Source organism: Pseudomonas bharatica CSV86, from assembly GCF_000319305.2.
GTDB classification, from domain to species: domain Bacteria; phylum Pseudomonadota; class Gammaproteobacteria; order Pseudomonadales; family Pseudomonadaceae; genus Aquipseudomonas; species Aquipseudomonas bharatica.
The window spans coordinates 1357170-1375358 of the sequence record NZ_AMWJ02000002.1; the positions used below are offsets into that span (position 1 = coordinate 1357170).

23 protein-coding genes and 1 pseudogene are annotated in these 18189 nt (G+C 62.6%); 10 read left to right on the plus strand and 14 right to left on the minus strand.

What is annotated here, in order from left to right; translation table 11 throughout:
• Positions 1-58 precede the first annotated feature (58 nt).
• The 8 genes from hisG to CSV86_RS20095 all read right to left on the minus strand — a co-directional run bounded on the left by hisG (position 59) and on the right by CSV86_RS20095 (position 5486).
• Positions 59-694 carry an ATP phosphoribosyltransferase gene (gene hisG, locus CSV86_RS20060; protein ID WP_009398242.1) on the minus strand — a complete coding sequence of 212 codons (636 nt, stop codon included), beginning with the start codon at positions 692-694 and terminating at the stop codon, positions 59-61.
• Between the two features lie 105 nt (positions 695-799).
• Positions 800-2065, minus strand: a complete 1266-nt coding sequence (gene murA, locus CSV86_RS20065; protein WP_009398241.1) for a UDP-N-acetylglucosamine 1-carboxyvinyltransferase — start codon at positions 2063-2065, stop codon at positions 800-802.
• Between the two features lie 25 nt (positions 2066-2090).
• Positions 2091-2330: a BolA family protein gene (locus CSV86_RS20070; RefSeq protein ID WP_009398240.1), complete on the minus strand. Its 240-nt coding sequence runs from the start codon at positions 2328-2330 to the stop codon at positions 2091-2093.
• 116 nt (positions 2331-2446) lie between these two features.
• Positions 2447-2752, minus strand: a complete 306-nt coding sequence (locus tag CSV86_RS20075) for an STAS domain-containing protein (RefSeq protein WP_009398239.1) — start codon at positions 2750-2752, stop codon at positions 2447-2449.
• Complete coding sequence (locus CSV86_RS20080) at positions 2749-3402, minus strand: MlaC/ttg2D family ABC transporter substrate-binding protein (RefSeq protein ID WP_009398237.1); 654 nt, start codon at positions 3400-3402, stop codon at positions 2749-2751. The genes CSV86_RS20075 and CSV86_RS20080 overlap by 4 nt, the downstream gene beginning before the upstream one ends.
• 9 nt (positions 3403-3411) lie before the next feature.
• Positions 3412-3879: an outer membrane lipid asymmetry maintenance protein MlaD gene (gene mlaD / locus CSV86_RS20085; RefSeq protein WP_009398235.1), complete on the minus strand. Its 468-nt coding sequence runs from the start codon at positions 3877-3879 to the stop codon at positions 3412-3414.
• Complete coding sequence (mlaE, locus tag CSV86_RS20090; protein ID WP_009398233.1) at positions 3879-4676, minus strand: lipid asymmetry maintenance ABC transporter permease subunit MlaE; 798 nt, start codon at positions 4674-4676, stop codon at positions 3879-3881. Before mlaE ends, mlaD begins: the two co-directional genes overlap by 1 nt.
• Positions 4677-5486, minus strand: a complete 810-nt coding sequence (locus CSV86_RS20095; RefSeq protein ID WP_009398231.1) for an ATP-binding cassette domain-containing protein — start codon at positions 5484-5486, stop codon at positions 4677-4679.
• A gap of 290 nt (positions 5487-5776) precedes the next feature.
• Between CSV86_RS20095 and CSV86_RS20100 the strand changes: the two genes are divergently transcribed.
• From CSV86_RS20100 to CSV86_RS20145, 10 genes are all read left to right on the plus strand, one after another.
• Positions 5777-6751 carry a KpsF/GutQ family sugar-phosphate isomerase gene (locus CSV86_RS20100; RefSeq protein WP_009398229.1) on the plus strand — a complete coding sequence of 325 codons (975 nt, stop codon included), beginning with the start codon at positions 5777-5779 and terminating at the stop codon, positions 6749-6751.
• Positions 6751-7272, plus strand: coding sequence for a KdsC family phosphatase (locus CSV86_RS20105; protein ID WP_009398228.1), 522 nt, complete (start codon positions 6751-6753; stop codon positions 7270-7272). Before CSV86_RS20100 ends, CSV86_RS20105 begins: the two co-directional genes overlap by 1 nt.
• An 8-nt stretch (positions 7273-7280) precedes the next feature.
• Entirely contained in the window at positions 7281-7853 is a 573-nt protein-coding gene (gene lptC / locus CSV86_RS20110) for an LPS export ABC transporter periplasmic protein LptC (protein ID WP_009398226.1), read from the plus strand.
• Positions 7840-8367, plus strand: a complete 528-nt coding sequence (gene lptA / locus CSV86_RS20115) for a lipopolysaccharide transport periplasmic protein LptA (protein ID WP_037059928.1) — start codon at positions 7840-7842, stop codon at positions 8365-8367. Before lptC ends, lptA begins: the two co-directional genes overlap by 14 nt.
• Positions 8367-9092, plus strand: coding sequence for an LPS export ABC transporter ATP-binding protein (gene lptB / locus CSV86_RS20120; RefSeq protein ID WP_009398222.1), 726 nt, complete (start codon positions 8367-8369; stop codon positions 9090-9092). Before lptA ends, lptB begins: the two co-directional genes overlap by 1 nt.
• A gap of 177 nt (positions 9093-9269) precedes the next feature.
• Positions 9270-10763, plus strand: coding sequence for an RNA polymerase factor sigma-54 (locus CSV86_RS20125; protein ID WP_009398220.1), 1494 nt, complete (start codon positions 9270-9272; stop codon positions 10761-10763).
• 81 nt (positions 10764-10844) lie between these two features.
• Positions 10845-11153, plus strand: coding sequence for a ribosome hibernation-promoting factor, HPF/YfiA family (gene hpf / locus CSV86_RS20130; RefSeq protein WP_009398218.1), 309 nt, complete (start codon positions 10845-10847; stop codon positions 11151-11153).
• A 12-nt stretch (positions 11154-11165) separates the two neighbouring features.
• Positions 11166-11630, plus strand: coding sequence for a PTS IIA-like nitrogen regulatory protein PtsN (gene ptsN / locus CSV86_RS20135; protein WP_009398216.1), 465 nt, complete (start codon positions 11166-11168; stop codon positions 11628-11630).
• Between the two features lie 2 nt (positions 11631-11632).
• Positions 11633-12487, plus strand: a complete 855-nt coding sequence (gene rapZ, locus CSV86_RS20140) for an RNase adapter RapZ (RefSeq protein WP_009398214.1) — start codon at positions 11633-11635, stop codon at positions 12485-12487.
• Between the two features lie 20 nt (positions 12488-12507).
• Positions 12508-12780 carry an HPr family phosphocarrier protein gene (locus CSV86_RS20145; protein ID WP_009398212.1) on the plus strand — a complete coding sequence of 91 codons (273 nt, stop codon included), beginning with the start codon at positions 12508-12510 and terminating at the stop codon, positions 12778-12780.
• A gap of 126 nt (positions 12781-12906) precedes the next feature.
• On the opposite strand, the pseudogene CSV86_RS20150 reads toward CSV86_RS20145, so the two are convergent.
• From CSV86_RS20150 to pmbA, 6 genes and pseudogenes are all read right to left on the minus strand, one after another.
• A pseudogene (locus CSV86_RS20150) lies at positions 12907-13798 on the minus strand (ZIP family metal transporter).
• Positions 13799-13809: 11 nt separating this feature from the next.
• Positions 13810-14421: a superoxide dismutase gene (locus tag CSV86_RS20155; protein ID WP_009398207.1), complete on the minus strand. Its 612-nt coding sequence runs from the start codon at positions 14419-14421 to the stop codon at positions 13810-13812.
• Positions 14421-14882, minus strand: a complete 462-nt coding sequence (locus CSV86_RS20160; protein WP_009398205.1) for a DUF2753 family protein — start codon at positions 14880-14882, stop codon at positions 14421-14423. Before CSV86_RS20160 ends, CSV86_RS20155 begins: the two co-directional genes overlap by 1 nt.
• Before the next feature lie 30 nt (positions 14883-14912).
• A complete protein-coding gene (locus CSV86_RS20165; protein WP_009398203.1) occupies positions 14913-16289 on the minus strand; it encodes a class II fumarate hydratase in 1377 nt (458 codons plus the stop codon).
• Positions 16282-16674, minus strand: a complete 393-nt coding sequence (locus CSV86_RS20170) for a hypothetical protein (RefSeq protein WP_009398202.1) — start codon at positions 16672-16674, stop codon at positions 16282-16284. Before CSV86_RS20170 ends, CSV86_RS20165 begins: the two co-directional genes overlap by 8 nt.
• Before the next feature lie 134 nt (positions 16675-16808).
• The gene (pmbA, locus tag CSV86_RS20175) at positions 16809-18155 is read right to left on the minus strand and encodes a metalloprotease PmbA (protein WP_009398200.1); all 1347 of its coding nucleotides are present in this window, start codon (positions 18153-18155) and stop codon (positions 16809-16811) included.
• Positions 18156-18189: the final 34 nt, after the last annotated feature.

Below are 18189 nucleotides of genomic sequence, written 5' to 3' on the forward strand. Positions count from 1 at the left end.
CCCGAGAAAATTGGCTATGACGCGGATAGACGGGCGCGGCTAAAAGCCGCGCGCATGGTCAGCCGCGGTGTCGCGACTCCACGGCCTGGCGCAGGGTGTCGATCAGGCTCTGGATACGGGCGTGCTGCATCTTCATCGATGCCTTGTTGACCACCAGGCGGGAGCTGATGGTGGCGATGAGTTCCTGGGGCTCAAGACCGTTGGCCCGCAGTGTGTTGCCGGTATCGACGACGTCGATGATCTTGTCGGCGAGGTTGACCAGCGGCGCCAGCTCCATCGAGCCGTAGAGCTTGATGATATCGACCTGGCGGCCCTGCTCGGCGTAGTAGCGCTTGGCAACATTGACGAACTTGGTGGCGACGCGCAGGCGGCCCTTGGGCTCCGGGGCGCCGATGGCACCGGCGGTCATCAGCTTGCAGCGGGCGATGTTCAGGTCCAGCGGCTCGTACATGCCCTGGCCGCCGTATTCCATCAGCACATCCTTGCCGGCCACACCCAGATCGGCGGCACCATGCTCGACATAGGTCGGCACGTCGGTGGCCCGCACGATCAGCAGGCGCACGTCGTCCTGGGTCGTGGGGATGATCAGTTTGCGGCTCTTGTCCGGATTCTCGGTGGGCACGATGCCCGCTTCCGCCAGCAGCGGCAGGGTATCGTCGAGAATGCGGCCCTTGGACAGCGCGATGGTCAACATGAAACGTCGGTCCTTATGCGGCTTGAAGCCGCCGGCCCTGTACGAGCAACCGGCGGCGATCAGTTCGGTACGGCAGTGTCGGCGCGTCCCTGCGCCTGGTGCAGGCTAGCCCGGTACGCGACGGATCTTCGCGCCAAGCATCTGCAGTTTTTCCTCGATGCATTCGTAGCCGCGATCTATGTGGTAGATGCGGTCGATCAGGGTGTCGCCCTCGGCAACCAGTGCCGACAATACCAGGCTGGCAGAGGCCCGCAGGTCGGTGGCCATGACCGGGGCGCCTTTCAGGGCCTTGGTCCCGGTGACGATGGCAGTGTTGCCCTCGACCTGGATCTGCGCGCCCATGCGGTGCATTTCGTAGACGTGCATGAAGCGGTTTTCGAAGATCGTCTCGATCACCGCGCCAGTGCCTTCGGCAATCGCGTTGAGGGAAATGAACTGCGCCTGCATGTCGGTCGGGAACGCCGGGTACGGTGCGGTACGCAGGTTGACGGCCTTGGGCCGCTTGCCGTGCATGTCCAGTTCGATCCAGTCTTCGCCGGTGGTGATTTCCGCGCCGGCTTCCTTGAGCTTCTCGAGGACGGCTTCGAGGATGGTCGGATCGGTGTCCTTGACCTTGACGCGACCGCCGGTAACGGCAGCGGCGACCAAGTAGGTGCCGGTCTCGATACGGTCGGGCATGACACGGTAGGTCGCCGAACCCAGGCGCTCGACGCCATCGATGGTGATGGTGTCGGTACCGGCACCCTGGATCTTCGCGCCCATGGCGATCAGGAAGTTGGCCAGGTCGACCACCTCCGGCTCGCGCGCGGCGTTCTGCAGGACGCTGCGACCCTTGGCCAGGGCAGCAGCCATCATGATGTTCTCGGTACCGGTCACGCTGACGGTATCGAAGAAGAAGTGCGCACCGCGCAGGCCACCTTCAGGCGCCTTGGCCTTGATGTAGCCGCCTTCCACTTCGATCTTCGCGCCCATGGCCTCGAGGCCGCGGATGTGCAGGTCGACCGGACGCGAACCGATGGCGCAACCACCAGGCAGGGCCACTTCGGCCTCGCCGAAACGGGCGACCATCGGGCCCAGCACCAGGATCGAGGCGCGCATGGTCTTGACCAGCTCGTACGGCGCGACCAGGGTCTTGATGGTGCGTGGATCGATCTCCACCGAGAGTTTCTCGTCGATCACCGGCTCGATGCCCATGCGCCCGAACAGCTCGATCATGGTGGTGATGTCGTGCAGGTGCGGCAGGTTGCCAACGGTGACCGGGCCATCGCACAGCAAAGTGGCCGACAGAATCGGCAGGGCCGCGTTCTTCGCGCCGGAGATACGGATCTCGCCGTCGAGACGAGCGCCGCCAGTAATAATCAGTTTGTCCATTTGAACTCTCGCCGCCACAGGTGGCTCAGGTGCGCTCAGCCCAGGCTGCGCTGCTGAAAAATTTCATGGTGACCGCGTGGATGCGGCCATCGGTGATCCACGGATTAAGGTGAGCGTAGATCTGCTGCTGACGCTTGACCGGGCTCAGGGCCGCGATTTCGTCGCTGATCACGTTCAACTGGAAGTTGCAGCCTTCGCCTTCAACTTCGACCCGGGTTCCCGGCAACTTTTCTTCAAGGAAGTTCTTAACTTCTACGGCCTGCATGCTCAACCTCAATCGGCGCCCTGTGCGCGCGGGTCGGCCATCATACAAAAAAGCCCCTCGCCTGCGAACCCCGTTGACGAGGACTCTGACAGAGGGGCTTCGTTTCGCTTACTCGATCACTGCAATGCCAGGATGTCGTCCAGGCCATAGACTTCCGCGATTTCCCGCATGCCGTGGGGCATGCCGCGGATTGCGCAGTGTTTACCGACGGCCTGGGCGTCACGGATAAAGCCCAGCAGCAAGGACAGGCCGACGCTGCTGGACTGTTCCACCGCGGTGCAATCGAGCACCAGCGCCTCGGCCTTGCTCGATGCAATCAGCGCGGCGCCCTGCTTGCGCAGGTCCGGACCGGAGCGATAGTCGAGAATGCCGGCCAGGCTCAGCACTCCCGGCTCGGCCAACTGCACGCTGCCAAGGCTCATTGCGCCTGCTTCTCCGCCGCATCCTCGGTGACCGCCTTGGCCTTGGCGACTTCGCCGGCCCAGTTGTCGATGGTCTTGTCGAGGTCGTTGCCGTTGCGCTGCATGGCGTCGGCGAACTGGTCACGGAACAGCTTGCCGATGTTGATGCCGTTGACGATCACGTTGCGCACCTTCCACTCGCCATTGAGCTTCTGCAAGGTGTACTGCACCGGATAGACAGCACCATTGGTGCCGGTGACCTTCATGCCGACGCTGGCGCGATCGCCATCCTCGGCCTTGGCCGGATCCACCACGATACCCTGGTTGTTGTACTCCAGCAGGGCGTTGCCATAGAACTGCATCAGGCTGCGCTTGAAGTTTTCCTGGAAGCGCTGCATCTGCGCCGGGCTGGCCTGACGCGAGTATTTCACGGTCATGATGCTCTTCGAAATGCCGTCGGCATCCACGACCGGACCGAGGATGTTGTTCAGCGCATCGTAGAACTGGCCAGGATTGGCCTTGTACTGCTCCTTGTTGGCCTTGAGGTCGTTGAGCAGCTGGGTGGTGGTGCCCTGAATCACGTCATGGGCCGATTGACCCGGTGCCGCCAGTGCCAGCATGGGCAGGGCCGCCAGCAACACCAGCAGGCCGCGTCGCAGGATGGAAATCATGGAAACTCCTTATTTAGCTTCTTTGCCTACGGTATTGAGCAGGAACTTGCCAATCAGATCTTCCAGGACCAGCGCCGACTGCGTGTCATGGATCACGCCGCCATCCTTGAGCACGGAATCTTCCCCGCCGACGCTGATGCCGATGTACTTCTCGCCGAGCAACCCGGCGGTCAGGATCGATGCAGTGGAGTCGACCGGGAGGTTGTCCACGCTCTTGTCCAGTTGCAGGGTCACCCGACCGGTATAGGTATCGCGGTCCAGATCGATGGCCGTGACCTTGCCGATGGTCACACCGGCCATGGTCACTTTTGCTCTGACCGTCAAACCGGCGATATTGTCGAAATTCGCATAAAGTTTATAGGTATCGCTGCCAGGGCTGGCGGACAGGCCACTGACACGCAGGGCCAGCAGGATCAGCGCCAGGATCCCGGCCAGAAGGAACAGGCCGACACCGATTTCCAGGGTGCGGTTTTGCATCAGAAATCTCCAAACATCAGGGCGGTCAGAATAAAGTCCAGGCCAAGGACTGCCAGCGAGGCATAGACCACGGTTCTGGTGGTGGCCCGACTGATCCCCTCTGAGGTGGGCTCGCAGTCATAGCCTTGAAAAACGGCAATCCAGGTGACGACGAAGGCAAACACAACGCTCTTGATCACGCCGTTGAGCACGTCATCGGTAAACGACACGCTGTTCTGCATGTTCGCCCAGAATGAGCCTTCATAGACCCCCAGCCAGTCCACCGCGACCCACGAGCCGCCCCAGATGCCCACCACGCTGAAGATCATCGCCAGCAGCGGCAGGGAAATGAAGCCGGCCCACAGGCGCGGGGCGACGATGTACTTGAGCGGGTCGACACCGATCATTTCCAGGCTGGAAAGCTGCTCGGTGGACTTCATGTTGCCGATCTCGGCGGTCAGCGCGGAACCGGCACGCCCGGCGAACAACAGCGCGGTGACTACCGGCCCCAGTTCGCGCAGCAGGGTCAGGGCGACCATCTGCCCCACCGCCTGCTCCGAACCATACTTGGTCAGGATGCTGAACCCCTGCAGGGCCAGGACCATGCCGATGAACATGCCGGACACGACGATGATCGCCAGGGACAGCACGCCTACCGAATAGAGCTGGCGCACCAGCAGCTGGAAGCCGCCACCGATACCGCCGCGCCCGACCAGCGCGTGCAACAGGAACAGGCAGGAGCGCCCCATGACCGCGACCACGTCGATGGCCGAACGGCCGAAACGGCGGATACGTTCAAGCAAGGATTTTCTGCGCATCTAACGCTTCCCCAACAGATCGGCGCGGTAGTCAGGCGCAGGAAAATGGAAAGGCACCGGTCCGTCCGGGTCGCCCTTCATGAATTGGCGGATGCGTGGGTTGTCCGAGTCCATCAGCTCTGCCGGGGTACCCTGGCCAAGCACCTGGCCGTCGCCCACCACATAAATGTAGTCGGCGATGCTGGCGGTTTCCGCCAGGTCATGGGAAACCACGATGCTGGTGATGCCAAGCGCATCGTTGAGCAGGCGGATCAGGCGTACCAGGACGCCCATGGCGATCGGGTCCTGGCCGACGAAAGGCTCGTCGTACATGAGGATCTGCGGATCCAGGGCGATCGCCCGGGCCAGCGCCACGCGGCGCTTCATGCCACCGGAGAGCTCGTCGGGCATCAGTTCGATGGCGCCGCGCAGGCCGACCGCCTGCAGCTTCATCAGAACGATGTCGCGAATCATCTCCTCGGAAAGGCGGGTGTGGACGCGCAACGGAAACGCAACGTTCTCGAACACGTCGAGGTCGGTAAACAGCGCGCCGCTCTGGAAGAGCACGCCCATCTGCTTGCGCGCGTCGAACAGATCGCTGCGCGACAGGGTCGGCAGGTTCTGCCCGGCCACCCACACTTCACCGCTGGCCGGTCGCAGCTGGGCGCCCATCAGGCGCAGCAGCGTGGTCTTGCCACAGCCGGAAGGTCCCATGATGCCGGTGACCTTGCCCTTGGGAATGCGTATGTCGACATTATTGAAGATGCTGCGCGAGCCGCGCTTGAAGGTCACGCCCTTCAACTCGACCGCGTAGGCGTTATCAACGCTCATCTAGACTCCTTGCGATGCAGCCTTGAGCTCAGACGCACGGCCCCTTCTTGGAGACACGCAATAATCGAGCAGGCCGAACTGGTGGCGAACTATAGCACCGCTGGCAAGGCCTTCCCAAGGCCATCGCGCTGCCTGTTCAGGCCCGGTACAGGCATTTTCGTGCCATCGCCAAAGGGAACCGCGATGGCACAAATCGCTCAAACGGACAGCCTGCGACCAATCCGCAGGTGAGGCTTTCGCGCATTACCGCTATAATCGCGCCCCTTTCATCAGGCAACCCGATTTCCGACATGAGCCAATCCACCGACCTGATCCAATCCGCGCAGCGCACCATCCGCCTCGAGATCGAGGCGGTGCAGGGCTTGCTCGCCCATATCGACGCCGATTTCGTCAAGGCGTGCGAACTGATCCTGGGCAGCAAGGGCCGCGTTGTCGTGGTGGGCATGGGCAAATCCGGGCATATCGGCAACAAGATTGCCGCAACGCTCGCCAGCACCGGGACCCCGGCGTTCTTCGTCCATCCTGCCGAGGCCAGCCACGGCGACATGGGCATGATCACCCGGGACGACATCATCCTGGCGCTGTCCAACTCCGGCTCCACCGCCGAAATCGTCACCCTGCTGCCGTTGATCAAGCGCCTCGGCATCAAGCTTGTCAGCCTGACCGGCAACCCCGACTCGCCCCTGGCCAAGGCCGCCGAGGTCAACCTCGATGCCAGGGTCGCCCAGGAAGCCTGCCCGCTGAACCTGGCACCGACCTCCTCGACCACCGCCGCACTGGTGCTGGGCGACGCCCTGGCCATAGCCCTGCTCGAGGCACGCGGCTTCACCGCCGAAGACTTCGCCTTCTCCCACCCCGGTGGCGCCTTGGGTCGCCGCCTGCTGCTCAAGGTCGAGAACGTGATGCATGCTGGCGACGAGCTGCCGCAGGTCAACCGCGGCACGCTGCTCAAGGACGCCCTGCTGGAAATGTCGCGTAAGGGCCTGGGCATGACCGTGGTGGTCGAGACCGACGGCAGCCTGGCCGGGATCTTCACCGACGGCGACCTGCGCCGCAGCCTCGACCGCAACATCGATGTGCACAAGACCCTGATCGAAGAGGTCATGACCGTCCACGGCAAGACCGCCCGCGCCGAAATGCTCGCCGCCGAGGCCCTGAAGATCATGGAAGACCACAAGATCAGCGCACTGGTCGTCGTCGACAAGACCGACCGTCCGGTCGGGGCGTTGAACATGCACGACTTGCTGCGCGCCGGAGTGATGTGATGAATACCCTGTTGCAACGCGGCAAAGCCATCAAGCTGGCGGTTTTCGATGTGGACGGCGTGCTGACCGACGGCCGCCTGTACTTCCTCGAGGACGGCAGCGAGTTCAAGACCTTCAACACCCTCGACGGGCAAGGCATCAAGATGCTGATGAACTCGGGCGTGACCACCGCGATCATCAGCGGTCGCAAGACGCCCGTGGTCGAGCGCCGGGCGAAGAACCTCGGCATCCCGCACCTGTACCAGGGCCGCGAGGACAAGCTGGTGGTACTGGACGAGCTTCTCGCCCAGCTCGGCCTAAGCTATGAAGAGGTCGCCTACCTGGGCGACGACCTGCCAGACCTGCCGGTGATTCGCCGGGTCGGCCTCGGCATGGCGGTGGCCAACGCGGCAGCGTTCGTCCGCCAGCACGCCCACGGCGTGACCCAGGCCCGCGGCGGTGAAGGTGCAGCTCGCGAATTCTGCGAACTGATCCTGCAAGCCCAGGGCAACCTTGAAGCGGCAAACGCCCACTACCTGTAGAGCACGCCATGTTCAGCAAGAAGATTCGCAACATCGCGCTGTTCGGCGTGATCGCCCTGGTGTTCGGGGCGATCGGCTACTGGAACATCGTGCCCGAGCGCTTCCTTGACCAGCCAGCGGCTCAGGTCGATGAAAGCGCCATCGACTACTATGCGATCAATGCCCACAGTGTGCAGTTCCTGCCTGACGGCAAGCTGCAATACGAAATGACCGCGGACAAGGTCGAGCACCTCAAGGCCAGCGAAGTCACCCTGCTGACCAAGCCCGACCTGCAGATGTACCGCGGAACCACCTTCCCCTGGCACGTGCAGAGCGAGCGCGGCGAGGTCAACCCCGACGGAACCGAGGTGGAACTGATCGATTCGGTACGGGTCGCCCGCACCGACGAGAAGGATCGCACCACCATCATCACTTCCAGCCGCATGACGGTATTCCCGCAGAAGCAATATGCGCAAACCGAGCAAGACGTTAGAATCGACGGCGCCGGTGGCGTGACTACGGGCAAGGGAATGAAAGCGTATTTGAAAGACGGCAGGATGGACCTGCTGTCCAACGTAAGAGGACAGTATGAGGCTCGTTAAAACCCTCCCATATTTGCTCAGCCTGAGCGCGGCACTGGGAAGCGCGAGCGCCTTGGCCCTGCCGAATGATCGCGAACAGCCCGTGCGCATCCAGGCCGACAGCGCCCAGATGGATGACAAGAACAAGGTCGCGACCTACACCGGCGACGTCATCATCACCCAGGGCTCGATGATGATCAAAGGCCATACGGTAACCGTCACCCTGAACCAGGCCGGCGATATCGACACCGCGACCTCGGTGGGCAACCTGGCCTACTTCGAGCAGCAGCAGGACGCCTCCAAGCCGGACAAGATGCAGGGTTACGCCAAGCAGATCCAGTACCAGGCGGGCAAGGACCTGATCGTCCTTACCGACCAAGCCAAGGTGATCAACGCCGGCAACACCACCGAGGGCGAGAAGATCGTCTACAACTCCAAGACTCAGGTCGCCACGGCCGGTCGCGGCGGCAAGGACATCAAGACCCCGCGCAATCGCATCGACATGGTGATCCAGCCGAAGAAGAAGGCCGAGTAATGGCAACCCTCAAAGCCCAGCACCTGGCCAAGAGCTACAAGAGCCGGCAAGTCGTGCGCGATGTCAGCCTGTCCATCGACAGCGGCCAGATCGTCGGCCTGCTCGGCCCGAACGGCGCCGGCAAGACCACCTGCTTCTACATGATCGTCGGCCTGGTCCAGGCCGACCAGGGCCGCGTGCTGATCGACGACCTGGACGTCAGCCACCAGCCCATGCACGGCCGCGCCCGCGCCGGCATCGGCTACCTGCCCCAGGAAGCCTCGATCTTCCGCAAGCTGTCGGTGGCCAACAACATCATGGCGATCCTGGAAACCCGCAAGGACCTCGATAGCGACGGCCGGCGCAAGGAGCTGGAAAGCCTGCTGCAGGAATTCCACATCAGCCATATTCGCGACAACCTCGGCATGAGCCTGTCCGGCGGTGAACGCCGCCGGGTGGAAATCGCCCGGGCCCTGGCCACCGCACCGAAGTTCATCCTGCTCGACGAACCCTTCGCCGGCGTGGACCCGATCTCGGTCGGCGACATCAAGCAGATCATCCATCACCTCAAGGCCAAGGGTATCGGTGTGCTGATCACCGACCACAACGTCCGCGAGACCCTGGACATCTGCGAAACCGCGTACATCGTCAACGACGGCCAGTTGATCGCCGAAGGCGATGCGCAAACCATCCTCGCCAACCAATTGGTGAAAGAGGTGTACCTCGGCCACGAGTTCCGTCTGTAGGTCGACAATTCGGAATGACCCGAGCGCTGGCATTAAGCCATTATTCCGGGCTTAATTGTTACAGCGCTCTAGGCAAACGCTACAATTTCAGGCATATAACTTGCTTAAAATTGGCGCCCAGCGCCCGTGTCGTAGATGGCGCATGCGCGCCGGCGAATAAGGTGTAAAGCCCCAGCCATGAAACCATCGCTCGTCCTAAGAATGGGCCAGCAACTGACGATGACCCCGCAGTTGCAACAGGCCATCCGTCTGCTCCAGCTCTCCACGCTGGACCTGCAGCAGGAAATCCAGGAAGCCCTGGAGTCCAATCCGATGCTCGAACGCCAGGAAGACGGCGACGACTTCGACAACAGCGACCCCATGGCCGACAACGCCGAGAGCAAGCCCGTCGCGGAGTCTCAGGAGAGCAGCTTCGAACAATCCACAGCCACTGCGGAGAACCTCGAAGAAGGCGAATGGAACGAGCGGATCCCCAACGAACTGCCTGTCGATACCGCCTGGGAAGACATTTACCAGACCAGCGCCAGCAGCCTGCCCAGCAATGATGACGACGAGTGGGACTTCACTACCCGCACCTCGGCCGGCGAGAGCCTGCAAAGCCACCTGCTCTGGCAGCTCAACCTGGCACCGATGTCGGACACCGACCGCCTGATCGCCGTCACCCTGATCGACTGCATCAACAACCAGGGCTACCTCGACGAGACCCTGGAGGAAATCTGCGACTCCTTCGACCCTGAGCTGGATATCGAGCTGGACGAAGTCGAAGCCGTCCTGCACCGCATCCAGCAGTTCGAGCCTGCGGGCATCGGTGCGCGCAACCTGGGCGAGTGCCTGTTGCTGCAACTGCGCCAGCTGCCCGCCAGCACGCCGTGGATGAACGAAGCCCAGCGCCTGGTCAGCGACTACATCGACCTTCTCGGCAGCCGCGACTACAGCCAGCTCATGCGCCGCATGAAGCTCAAGGAAGACGAGCTGCGCCAGGTCATCGAGCTGGTACAGAGCCTGAACCCGCGCCCCGGCTCGCAGATCGAGTCCAGCGAGCCGGAATACGTGGTGCCCGATGTCATCGTGCGCAAGGACAACGAACGCTGGCTGGTCGAACTGAACCAGGAAGCGGTGCCGCGCCTGCGGGTCAACCCGCAATATGCCGGCTTCGTCCGCCGTGCGGACACCAGTGCCGACAACACCTTCATGCGCAACCAGTTGCAGGAGGCGCGCTGGTTCATCAAGAGCCTGCAGAGCCGCAACGAGACCCTGATGAAGGTAGCGACCCAGATCGTCGAGCATCAGCGCGGCTTCCTCGACCATGGCGACGAGGCCATGAAGCCGCTGGTGCTGCATGACATCGCCGAGGCGGTGGGCATGCACGAGTCGACCATTTCCCGCGTCACCACGCAGAAATACATGCACACCCCTCGCGGCATCTACGAGTTGAAGTACTTCTTCTCCAGCCACGTCAGTACCTCCGAAGGGGGTGAATGCTCCTCCACCGCCATCCGCGCGATCATCAAGAAACTGGTTGCTGCGGAAAATCAGAAAAAGCCATTGAGTGACAGCAAGATCGCTGGTTTACTGGAGGCACAAGGCATCCAGGTAGCACGTCGCACCGTCGCCAAGTACCGCGAATCCCTTGGCATTGCGCCATCGAGTGAACGCAAGCGATTGATGTGACATTCCCTGAGATGTGCCATCGCAATTCAGTGGCAGGCGCAACACCTGCCTCTTTATGCACGGCAATAAAGGAGAAGCAGTATGCAAGTCAACATCAGTGGACAACATGTAGAAGTTACTCCACCGCTTCGTGACTATGTCGAGCAGAAGCTCAAGCGCCTGGAGGGTCATTACGACCGCATCACCAACGTTCAGGTCATCATGAAGGTCGAGAAAATCCAGCAGAAAGTGGAAGCGACCTTGCAGATCCCTGGTGGCGAGGTGGTAGCGAACGCAGAGCACGAAGACATGTATGCCGCAATCGACCTCCTGACCGACAAGCTCGACCGCCAACTGAAAAAACACAAGGAAAAACAGCAAAGCCTGCTGCAAGGCGCAGCGGCCCGCTGATCCCACTCATCCATGATCCGACTTGAATCCATCCTGACCCCCGGCCGTTCCCTGGTGAACGTGCCGGGTGGCAGTAAAAAGCGCGTACTTGAACAGATCGCCAACCTGATCGGGACGGATGTTCCCGGACTGGACCGACAGGAAGTGTTCGAAAGCCTGATTGCCCGCGAGAAGCTGGGCTCCACAGGCTTCGGCAACGGGATCGCGATTCCTCACTGCCGGCTCAAGGGCTGCGCCAGTCCGGTCAGCGCCTTGCTGCACCTGGATGCCCCCATCGATTTCGACGCCATCGACGGCGCCCCGGTAGACCTGCTGTTCGTCCTGCTGGTCCCGGAAGCCGCCACCGATGCGCACCTGGAGCTGCTGCGCCAGATTGCCAGCATGCTTGATCGCAAGGAAATTCGTGACAGGCTGCGCGCCGCCGACAGCAGCACCGCCCTGTACCAGGTTGTCCTGGACGGGCAGAACGAGTCCTGAGCATGCGCCTGGTCATCGTCAGCGGCCGTTCCGGATCGGGCAAGAGCACCGCCCTCGATGTCCTGGAAGACAACGGCTTCTACTGCATCGACAACCTCCCCGCCGGCCTGCTGCCGCAACTGGCGGAAAGCGCGCTGCTCAACACCGAACTGCTGCAACCGCGGGTTGCGGTATCGATCGATGCCCGCAACCTGCCCAGCCACCTTACACGCTTCCCCGAATTGCTGGAGGAAGCGAGGTCCCGGCATATCCAATGCGATGTGCTTTACCTGGACGCCGATGAGGACACCCTGCTCAAGCGCTTCTCCGAAACCCGGCGGCGTCACCCGCTTACCAACCAGGACCGTTCGCTGGCCGAAGCGATACGGGTTGAAAGCGAACTGCTGGGCCCCATCGCCGACCTGGCGGACCTGAAAATCGATACCACCAACCTGAACCTCTATCAGTTGCGTGACTCGATCAAGCTGCGCCTGCTGAACCAGCCTGAGCCCGGTACCGCCTTCCTGATCGAGTCCTTCGGATTCAAACGCGGCATGCCGGTGGATGCCGATGTGGTATTCGACGTGCGCTGCCTGCCGAATCCGTACTGGAAACCGGAACTGCGCGAGCATTCCGGCCTGGAGGAGCCCGTCATCGATTACCTGGCGGCACAACCGGATGTGGAAGAGATGTTCCAGGACATATCGTCCTACCTGCTGAAATGGTTGCCACGCTTCGCCGCCAGCAACCGCGCCTACGTCACCGTTGCCATCGGCTGCACCGGAGGTCACCATCGCTCGGTCTACCTGACCGAGCGCCTGGGCCAGTTGCTGCAACCCATATTGAAGAACGTCCAGGTCCGCCACCGCGACCTCTAGTCCACAGGATCCCTCCCGCGATGCCCGCCATTGAAATCGAGATCATCAACAAGCTGGGGCTGCATGCCCGTGCTGCCGCCAAATTCGTCGGCGTGGCCGGCAAGTTTCCCTGCACGGTCAAGGTCGGGCGCGCGCCGGACAAGCTGGTGGACGGCAAGAGCATCATGGCGGTGATGATGCTGGCGGCGGGCAAGGGCACCACGGTGCACCTGTCTGCGGAAGGGGAACAGGACAATGAAGCGATCCAGGCGCTGGTGGAATTGATCAACAATCGCTTTGATGAAGGTGAGTGAAGTCGCCACCCAGCCACGAAAAGCCCGCCATTTGGCGGGCTTTTTCATTCGGGGCTCATGGTTTCGGGACCGCTTCGCAGTCCATCGCAGGCAAGCCAGCTCCCACAGGGTTAGTCGCAGCCTTTATCAAGACAGCGCGGTATCCATCACCATCATCAGGCAGAACCCGACGCACAGCCCCAGGCTGGCCAACCGATGGTGCCCGTTGGCCCGCGACTCGGGAATGATTTCCTGAGTCACCACCAGCAACATCGCCCCGGCCGCAAAGGCCAGCCCGAGCGGCAACAGCAGCTCGGCCACATTGACCAACCAGGCACACACCAATGCCGCCGCAGGCTCTACCAGTCCGGACGCCGCGCCGATCAGGAACGCCTTGAAGCGCGCCATCCCGGCGCCGGCCAGCACCAGCGCGATCACCAACCCTTCCGGTACGTCCTGCAAGGCGATGCCCATCGCCAGGCTGTCCGCATCCGGCATGCCACCGCCGGCAGACACACCGATGGCCATACCTTCCGGAATGTTGTGGGCAATGATGGCGATGACGAAGATCCAGATCCGCGCCGGTATCACCGGCTGGGTGCCGCAGGCCACCAGCGCCTCGGGCGAAGCGCTGGAGACCTGGCGATCCACCAGATACAGGCACAACGCGCCGGACAACAGGCCGAAGCTGACCAGACTACCGCGCCCCACTTGCCGAAGCCCACCGCCTGGGCGGCATCCAGCCCCGGATGATCAGCGAGAACGCCGTCGCCGCCAGCATGACGCCAGCACCAAAGCCCAACAGGGTGTCCGCCAGCGCCACCGGCATGCTGCGGATCACCAGCACCGGTACTGCACCGAGCGCGGTGCCAAGCGCACAAAGCGCCCCGCCCTCCAGTGCCCGCATCATCCGCGGCTCCAGGTCGAGCCAGGCAATCCCCTGGGCCACCAGCAAGGCCGTACCCACCAGCAGCAACAGGGTGCCCAGCGCCAGGCGAAACAAACGCACGCTGCTTACGGACAAGACATCCGAGCGCATTCGCTTGTCACTCACGCCACGGCGGCAAGGTAGCGCCGCTCGACTTCGGCCCAATCGACCACGTTGTAGAACGCGTTGATGTATTCCGGGCGGCGGTTCTGGTACAGCAGGTAGTAGGCGTGCTCCCAGACGTCCAGGCCAAGGATCGGCGTGTTGCCGTGCATCAGCGGGCTGTCCTGGTTGCCGCTGCTTTCCACCACGACGCGCTTCTCCGGCGTCACGCTCAGCCAGGCCCAGCCGCTGCCGAAGCGGGTCAGTGCGGCCTTGGTGAAGGCGTCCTTGAAGGCTTCGAAACCGCCCAGTTGCTCGTCGATGGCCTTGGCTACCGCGCCGTGAGGCACGCCACCGCCGTTCGGCGACATGACGGTCCAGAACAGGGTGTGGTTGGCGTGGCCGCCGCCCTGGTTGATGACCGCGGCCTGGAGGCCCTGCGGCAGTTGCTTGACCGCCGCCACCAGCTTCTCCACCGGCCATTCGGCCCATTCGGTGCCATCGAGGGCGGCATTGAGGTTGTTGATGTAGGTCTGGTGATGCTTGGTGTGGTGGATCTGCATGGTCTGGGTATCGATATGCGGTTCCAGCGCGTCGTAGGCGTAGGGCAATGCAGGCAAGGCGTGTGGCATCAGTGGATTCCTTGTCGGATGGCTTGGGAAATCACGGGGTCGCGACCGGCCAGCACACCGGGCTGTGGCTCCTGCCGGTACAGCAGGCGCTCGGTACGCGGGTATTGGCCGTACTCGCTGATGAAGCTCAGCAGTTCGGTGTAGGTCTTGCCGCTGTGGCGCAAGGCCGCCTGGCGCAATGGCTCGGGCAGGCGCGGATCCTGGCTGGCCGCGAGCAGGCGTTGATGAATCGCGCAGAGATACTCGGCGCTTTCCTGGGGCTGCTTCAGGCGCAGATGAAGGTCCGCCAGGTTGTGATGGGAGATCACGCAGGCGGCGACCGCTTCGTCGGCGTCCTGCCAGCGCTCGAACAGTACCTGGGCCAAGGCCAGGGCCTGCAGGTACAGCTCACGGGCATCGACCAGAGCCCCTTGGTTGAACAGGCGGTTGGCAATCTCGGTGGTACGTTTCCAGTGCTGCATGGCGAACCTCCAAAGCGGTTGTCGGCGGTTTCAGATTCCGCCGGCGGTGAGCTTCTCCGGATCCAGCAGGACTTCCAGCCGGGTACGCGACAGCTCGGTATGTTCCAGCGCCACATCGATGATCGGGCGGCCCTGCTTGTAGGCGGTCTTGGCGATCTCGGCAGCCTTCTGGTAACCGATGATCGGGTTCAACGCGGTCACCAGGATCGGGTTGCGCGCCAGCGCTTCCTTGAGCTTCGGCTCGTTGACCTTGAAGCTGGCGATGGCCTTGTCGGCCAGCAGGCGGCTGGCATTGGCCATCAGCTCGATGCTTTCCAGCAGGTTGCGGGCAATGACCGGCAGCATCACGTTCAGCTCGAAGTTGCCCGACTGGCCGGCGACGGTGATGGTCGCGTCGTTGCCAATGACCTGGGCAGCGACCATCGCCGTGGCTTCCGGAATCACCGGATTGACCTTGCCCGGCATGATCGAGGAGCCCGGCTGCAGCCCTTCCAGCTCGATTTCCCCAAGGCCGGCCAGCGGGCCGGAGTTCATCCAGCGCAGGTCGTTGGCGATTTTCATCAACGCCACGGCGGTGGCCTTGAGCTGGCCGGAGACGGCAACCGCAGTGTCCTGGGAGCCGATCAGGGCGAACAGGTTATCGCCCGGCACGAAGTCGACGCGGGTCAGTTCACTCAACTGCCTGGAGAACAGCACGGAAAACTGTGGATGGGCGTTGATCCCGGTGCCCACCGCCGTGCCACCCTGGGCCAGGGCCTGGAGGGCCGGCAGGGTGTCCCGCAGGTGGCCGATACTGGCCTTGATCTGCTGCGCCCAGCCAGCCAGCACCTGGCTCATGCGGACGGGCATGGCATCCATCAGATGGGTACGGCCGGTCTTGACGAACGCGTGGACCTGCACCGCCTTGGTCTCGATGATCCCGACCAGATGCTGCAGCGCCGGCAGCAGTTGCTCATGCAGGGCCAGCGCGGCACTGACGTGAATGGTGGTGGGGATGATGTCGTTGCTGCTCTGCCCGCAATTGACGTGGTCGTTCGGGTTGACCTGGTCGCCGGCGATGCGGCTGGCGAGGGTGGCGATCACCTCGTTGGCGTTCATGTTCGAGCTGGTGCCGGAGCCGGTCTGGAACACGTCCACCGGGAAGTGCTGCATGAAGTCGCCAGCCAGCAGTTGCTCCACGGCAGCGACTATGGCCTCACCCTGGACCTGGGTGATCTGTTCCAGCTGGACATTGGCCCGGGCTGCCGCGGCCTTGGCCAGCAACAGCGCACGGATGAACTGGGCCGGCATGCGTTGCCGGCTGATCGGGAAGTTGTCGACCGCACGCTGGGTCTGGGCGCCATACAGGGCCTCGGCCGGCACCTGCAACTCGCCCATGCTGTCACGCTCGATACGGGTATTACTCATCATCAAGTCCTTGCATCAGTTCAAAGGATGAAATCGAAGGCAACAGCGTGCAGTTCGCCAGTTGCAAGGCCAGCGGCTGCCAGCGCTGGCCGTGCTCGCCGCCGTCGAGCTTGCGCAGTTGCAGCAGCGGTCGCCAGGCCTGGTCCAGGCACAGGCAGCGCCAGTGCCACGGCAGCATGCGATCGCAGGCGGTATCGAGCAGAACACGGAACGAAGTCAGGGCGACGCCCCAGGCCGAGGTGTCGGTGCAGCAGACCAGGTAGCGCCCTTCGGCCAGGTAATGCTCGATCAGGCGCGGCTCGTCGGGCTCCAGCGCGCAGCGGATGCGCAGGCTCAGCCAGCGCCAGTTATCGAGGTAGGGCAGTTCGCGAAGGACGGATTTCATGGCAGGAATATCATCGCCGAGATAATGATATTCATTATTAATTGATAAATAGAATCAGTACAACCCCGTTGTGACACCAACGAAAAAGCCCGGCGCAAGGGCCGGGCTTTCAGGTGAAACAGACGAAGCGCCGTTTAGCTACCGGCTACGGTCATCCGCTCGATCAGGATCGAGCCGGTGTGGATGTTGCTGCGGGTTTCAAGATCACTGCCAATGGCTACGATCTGCTGGAACATATCTTTCATATTCCCGGCGATCGTGACTTCCTGGACAGCGAACTGGATCTCGCCGTTTTCCACCCAATAGCCTGCCGCACCGCGGGAATAATCACCGGTCACCATGTTCAGGCCGTGGCCCATCAGTTCGGTGACCAGCAAGCCACGCCCCATCCGGCGGATCAGCGCCGCCTGGTCCTCGACACCGTGGGAAACGAACAGGTTGTGCACGCCACCCGCATTCGCCGTGCTTGGCAGACCGAGCTTGCGCCCCGAGTAGGTGCCCAGGACATAGGAAACCAACTGGCCGTTTTCGACGAACGGCTTGGCATAGGTCGCCAGGCCATCGCCATCGAATGCAGCACTGCCCAGTGCCCGTGGCAGATGAGGACGCTCATCGAGGGTCAGCCAGCTCGGGAACAGGCGCTGGCCGATGGTGCCTTCGAGGAACGACGATTTGCGGTACAGGTTGCCGCCGGAAATCGCCGACAGGAAGCTGCCGAACAATCCGCCGGCCAGCTCCGCCGAGAACAGCACGGGCACCTCGCAGGTCGGCACCGGCCTTGCGCCAAGGCGACTGGCGGCACGCTGCGCGGCGCGAATGCCAATGGCCTTGGGATCGGCCAGCAACTCGCCCTGGCGATTCACGTCGTACCAGTAATCACGCTGCATCTGTCCGTCGCCTTCGGCGATCATCACGCAGCTCAGGCTGTGCCGGGTCGACGCGTAGCCACCGATGAAACCGTTGCTGTTGCCGTAGACCCGGCAACCTTGATGGGTGTTCAAGGTAGTACCGTCGGCATTCTTGATCCGCGGATCGGCATCGAAAGCCGCCGCTTCGCAGACCAGCGCTTTCTCGATGGCCTGTTCCGGGGTGATATCCCAGGCGTGGTACAGATCGAAATCCGGCAGGTCGCGGGCCATCAGCGCCGGATCGGCCAACCCGGCGCAATCGTCCTCGGAGGTGTGTTTGGCAATCGCCAGGGCCGCCGCGACGGTTTCCCGAATGGCGTCGCTGCCGCTGGCCGAGGTGCTGGCCGAGCCCTTGCGCTGGCCAACGTAGAGGGTGATGCCAAAGCCCTGGTCACGGTTGAATTCCACCGTTTCCACTTCGCGCTGGCGCACCGAGGTCGACAAGCCCTGCTCCAGCGACACCGCTACCTCGCAGGCGCTGGCGCCCTGGCGTTTCGCCTCGGCGATGATCTGCTCGACCTGCTCCTGCAAGGCCGGCAGGGCTTGCGGACCTACGCTCTGGACTGCACTCATGGTTTTCTCCACTCAAATACGGCGTTCGGCGAGG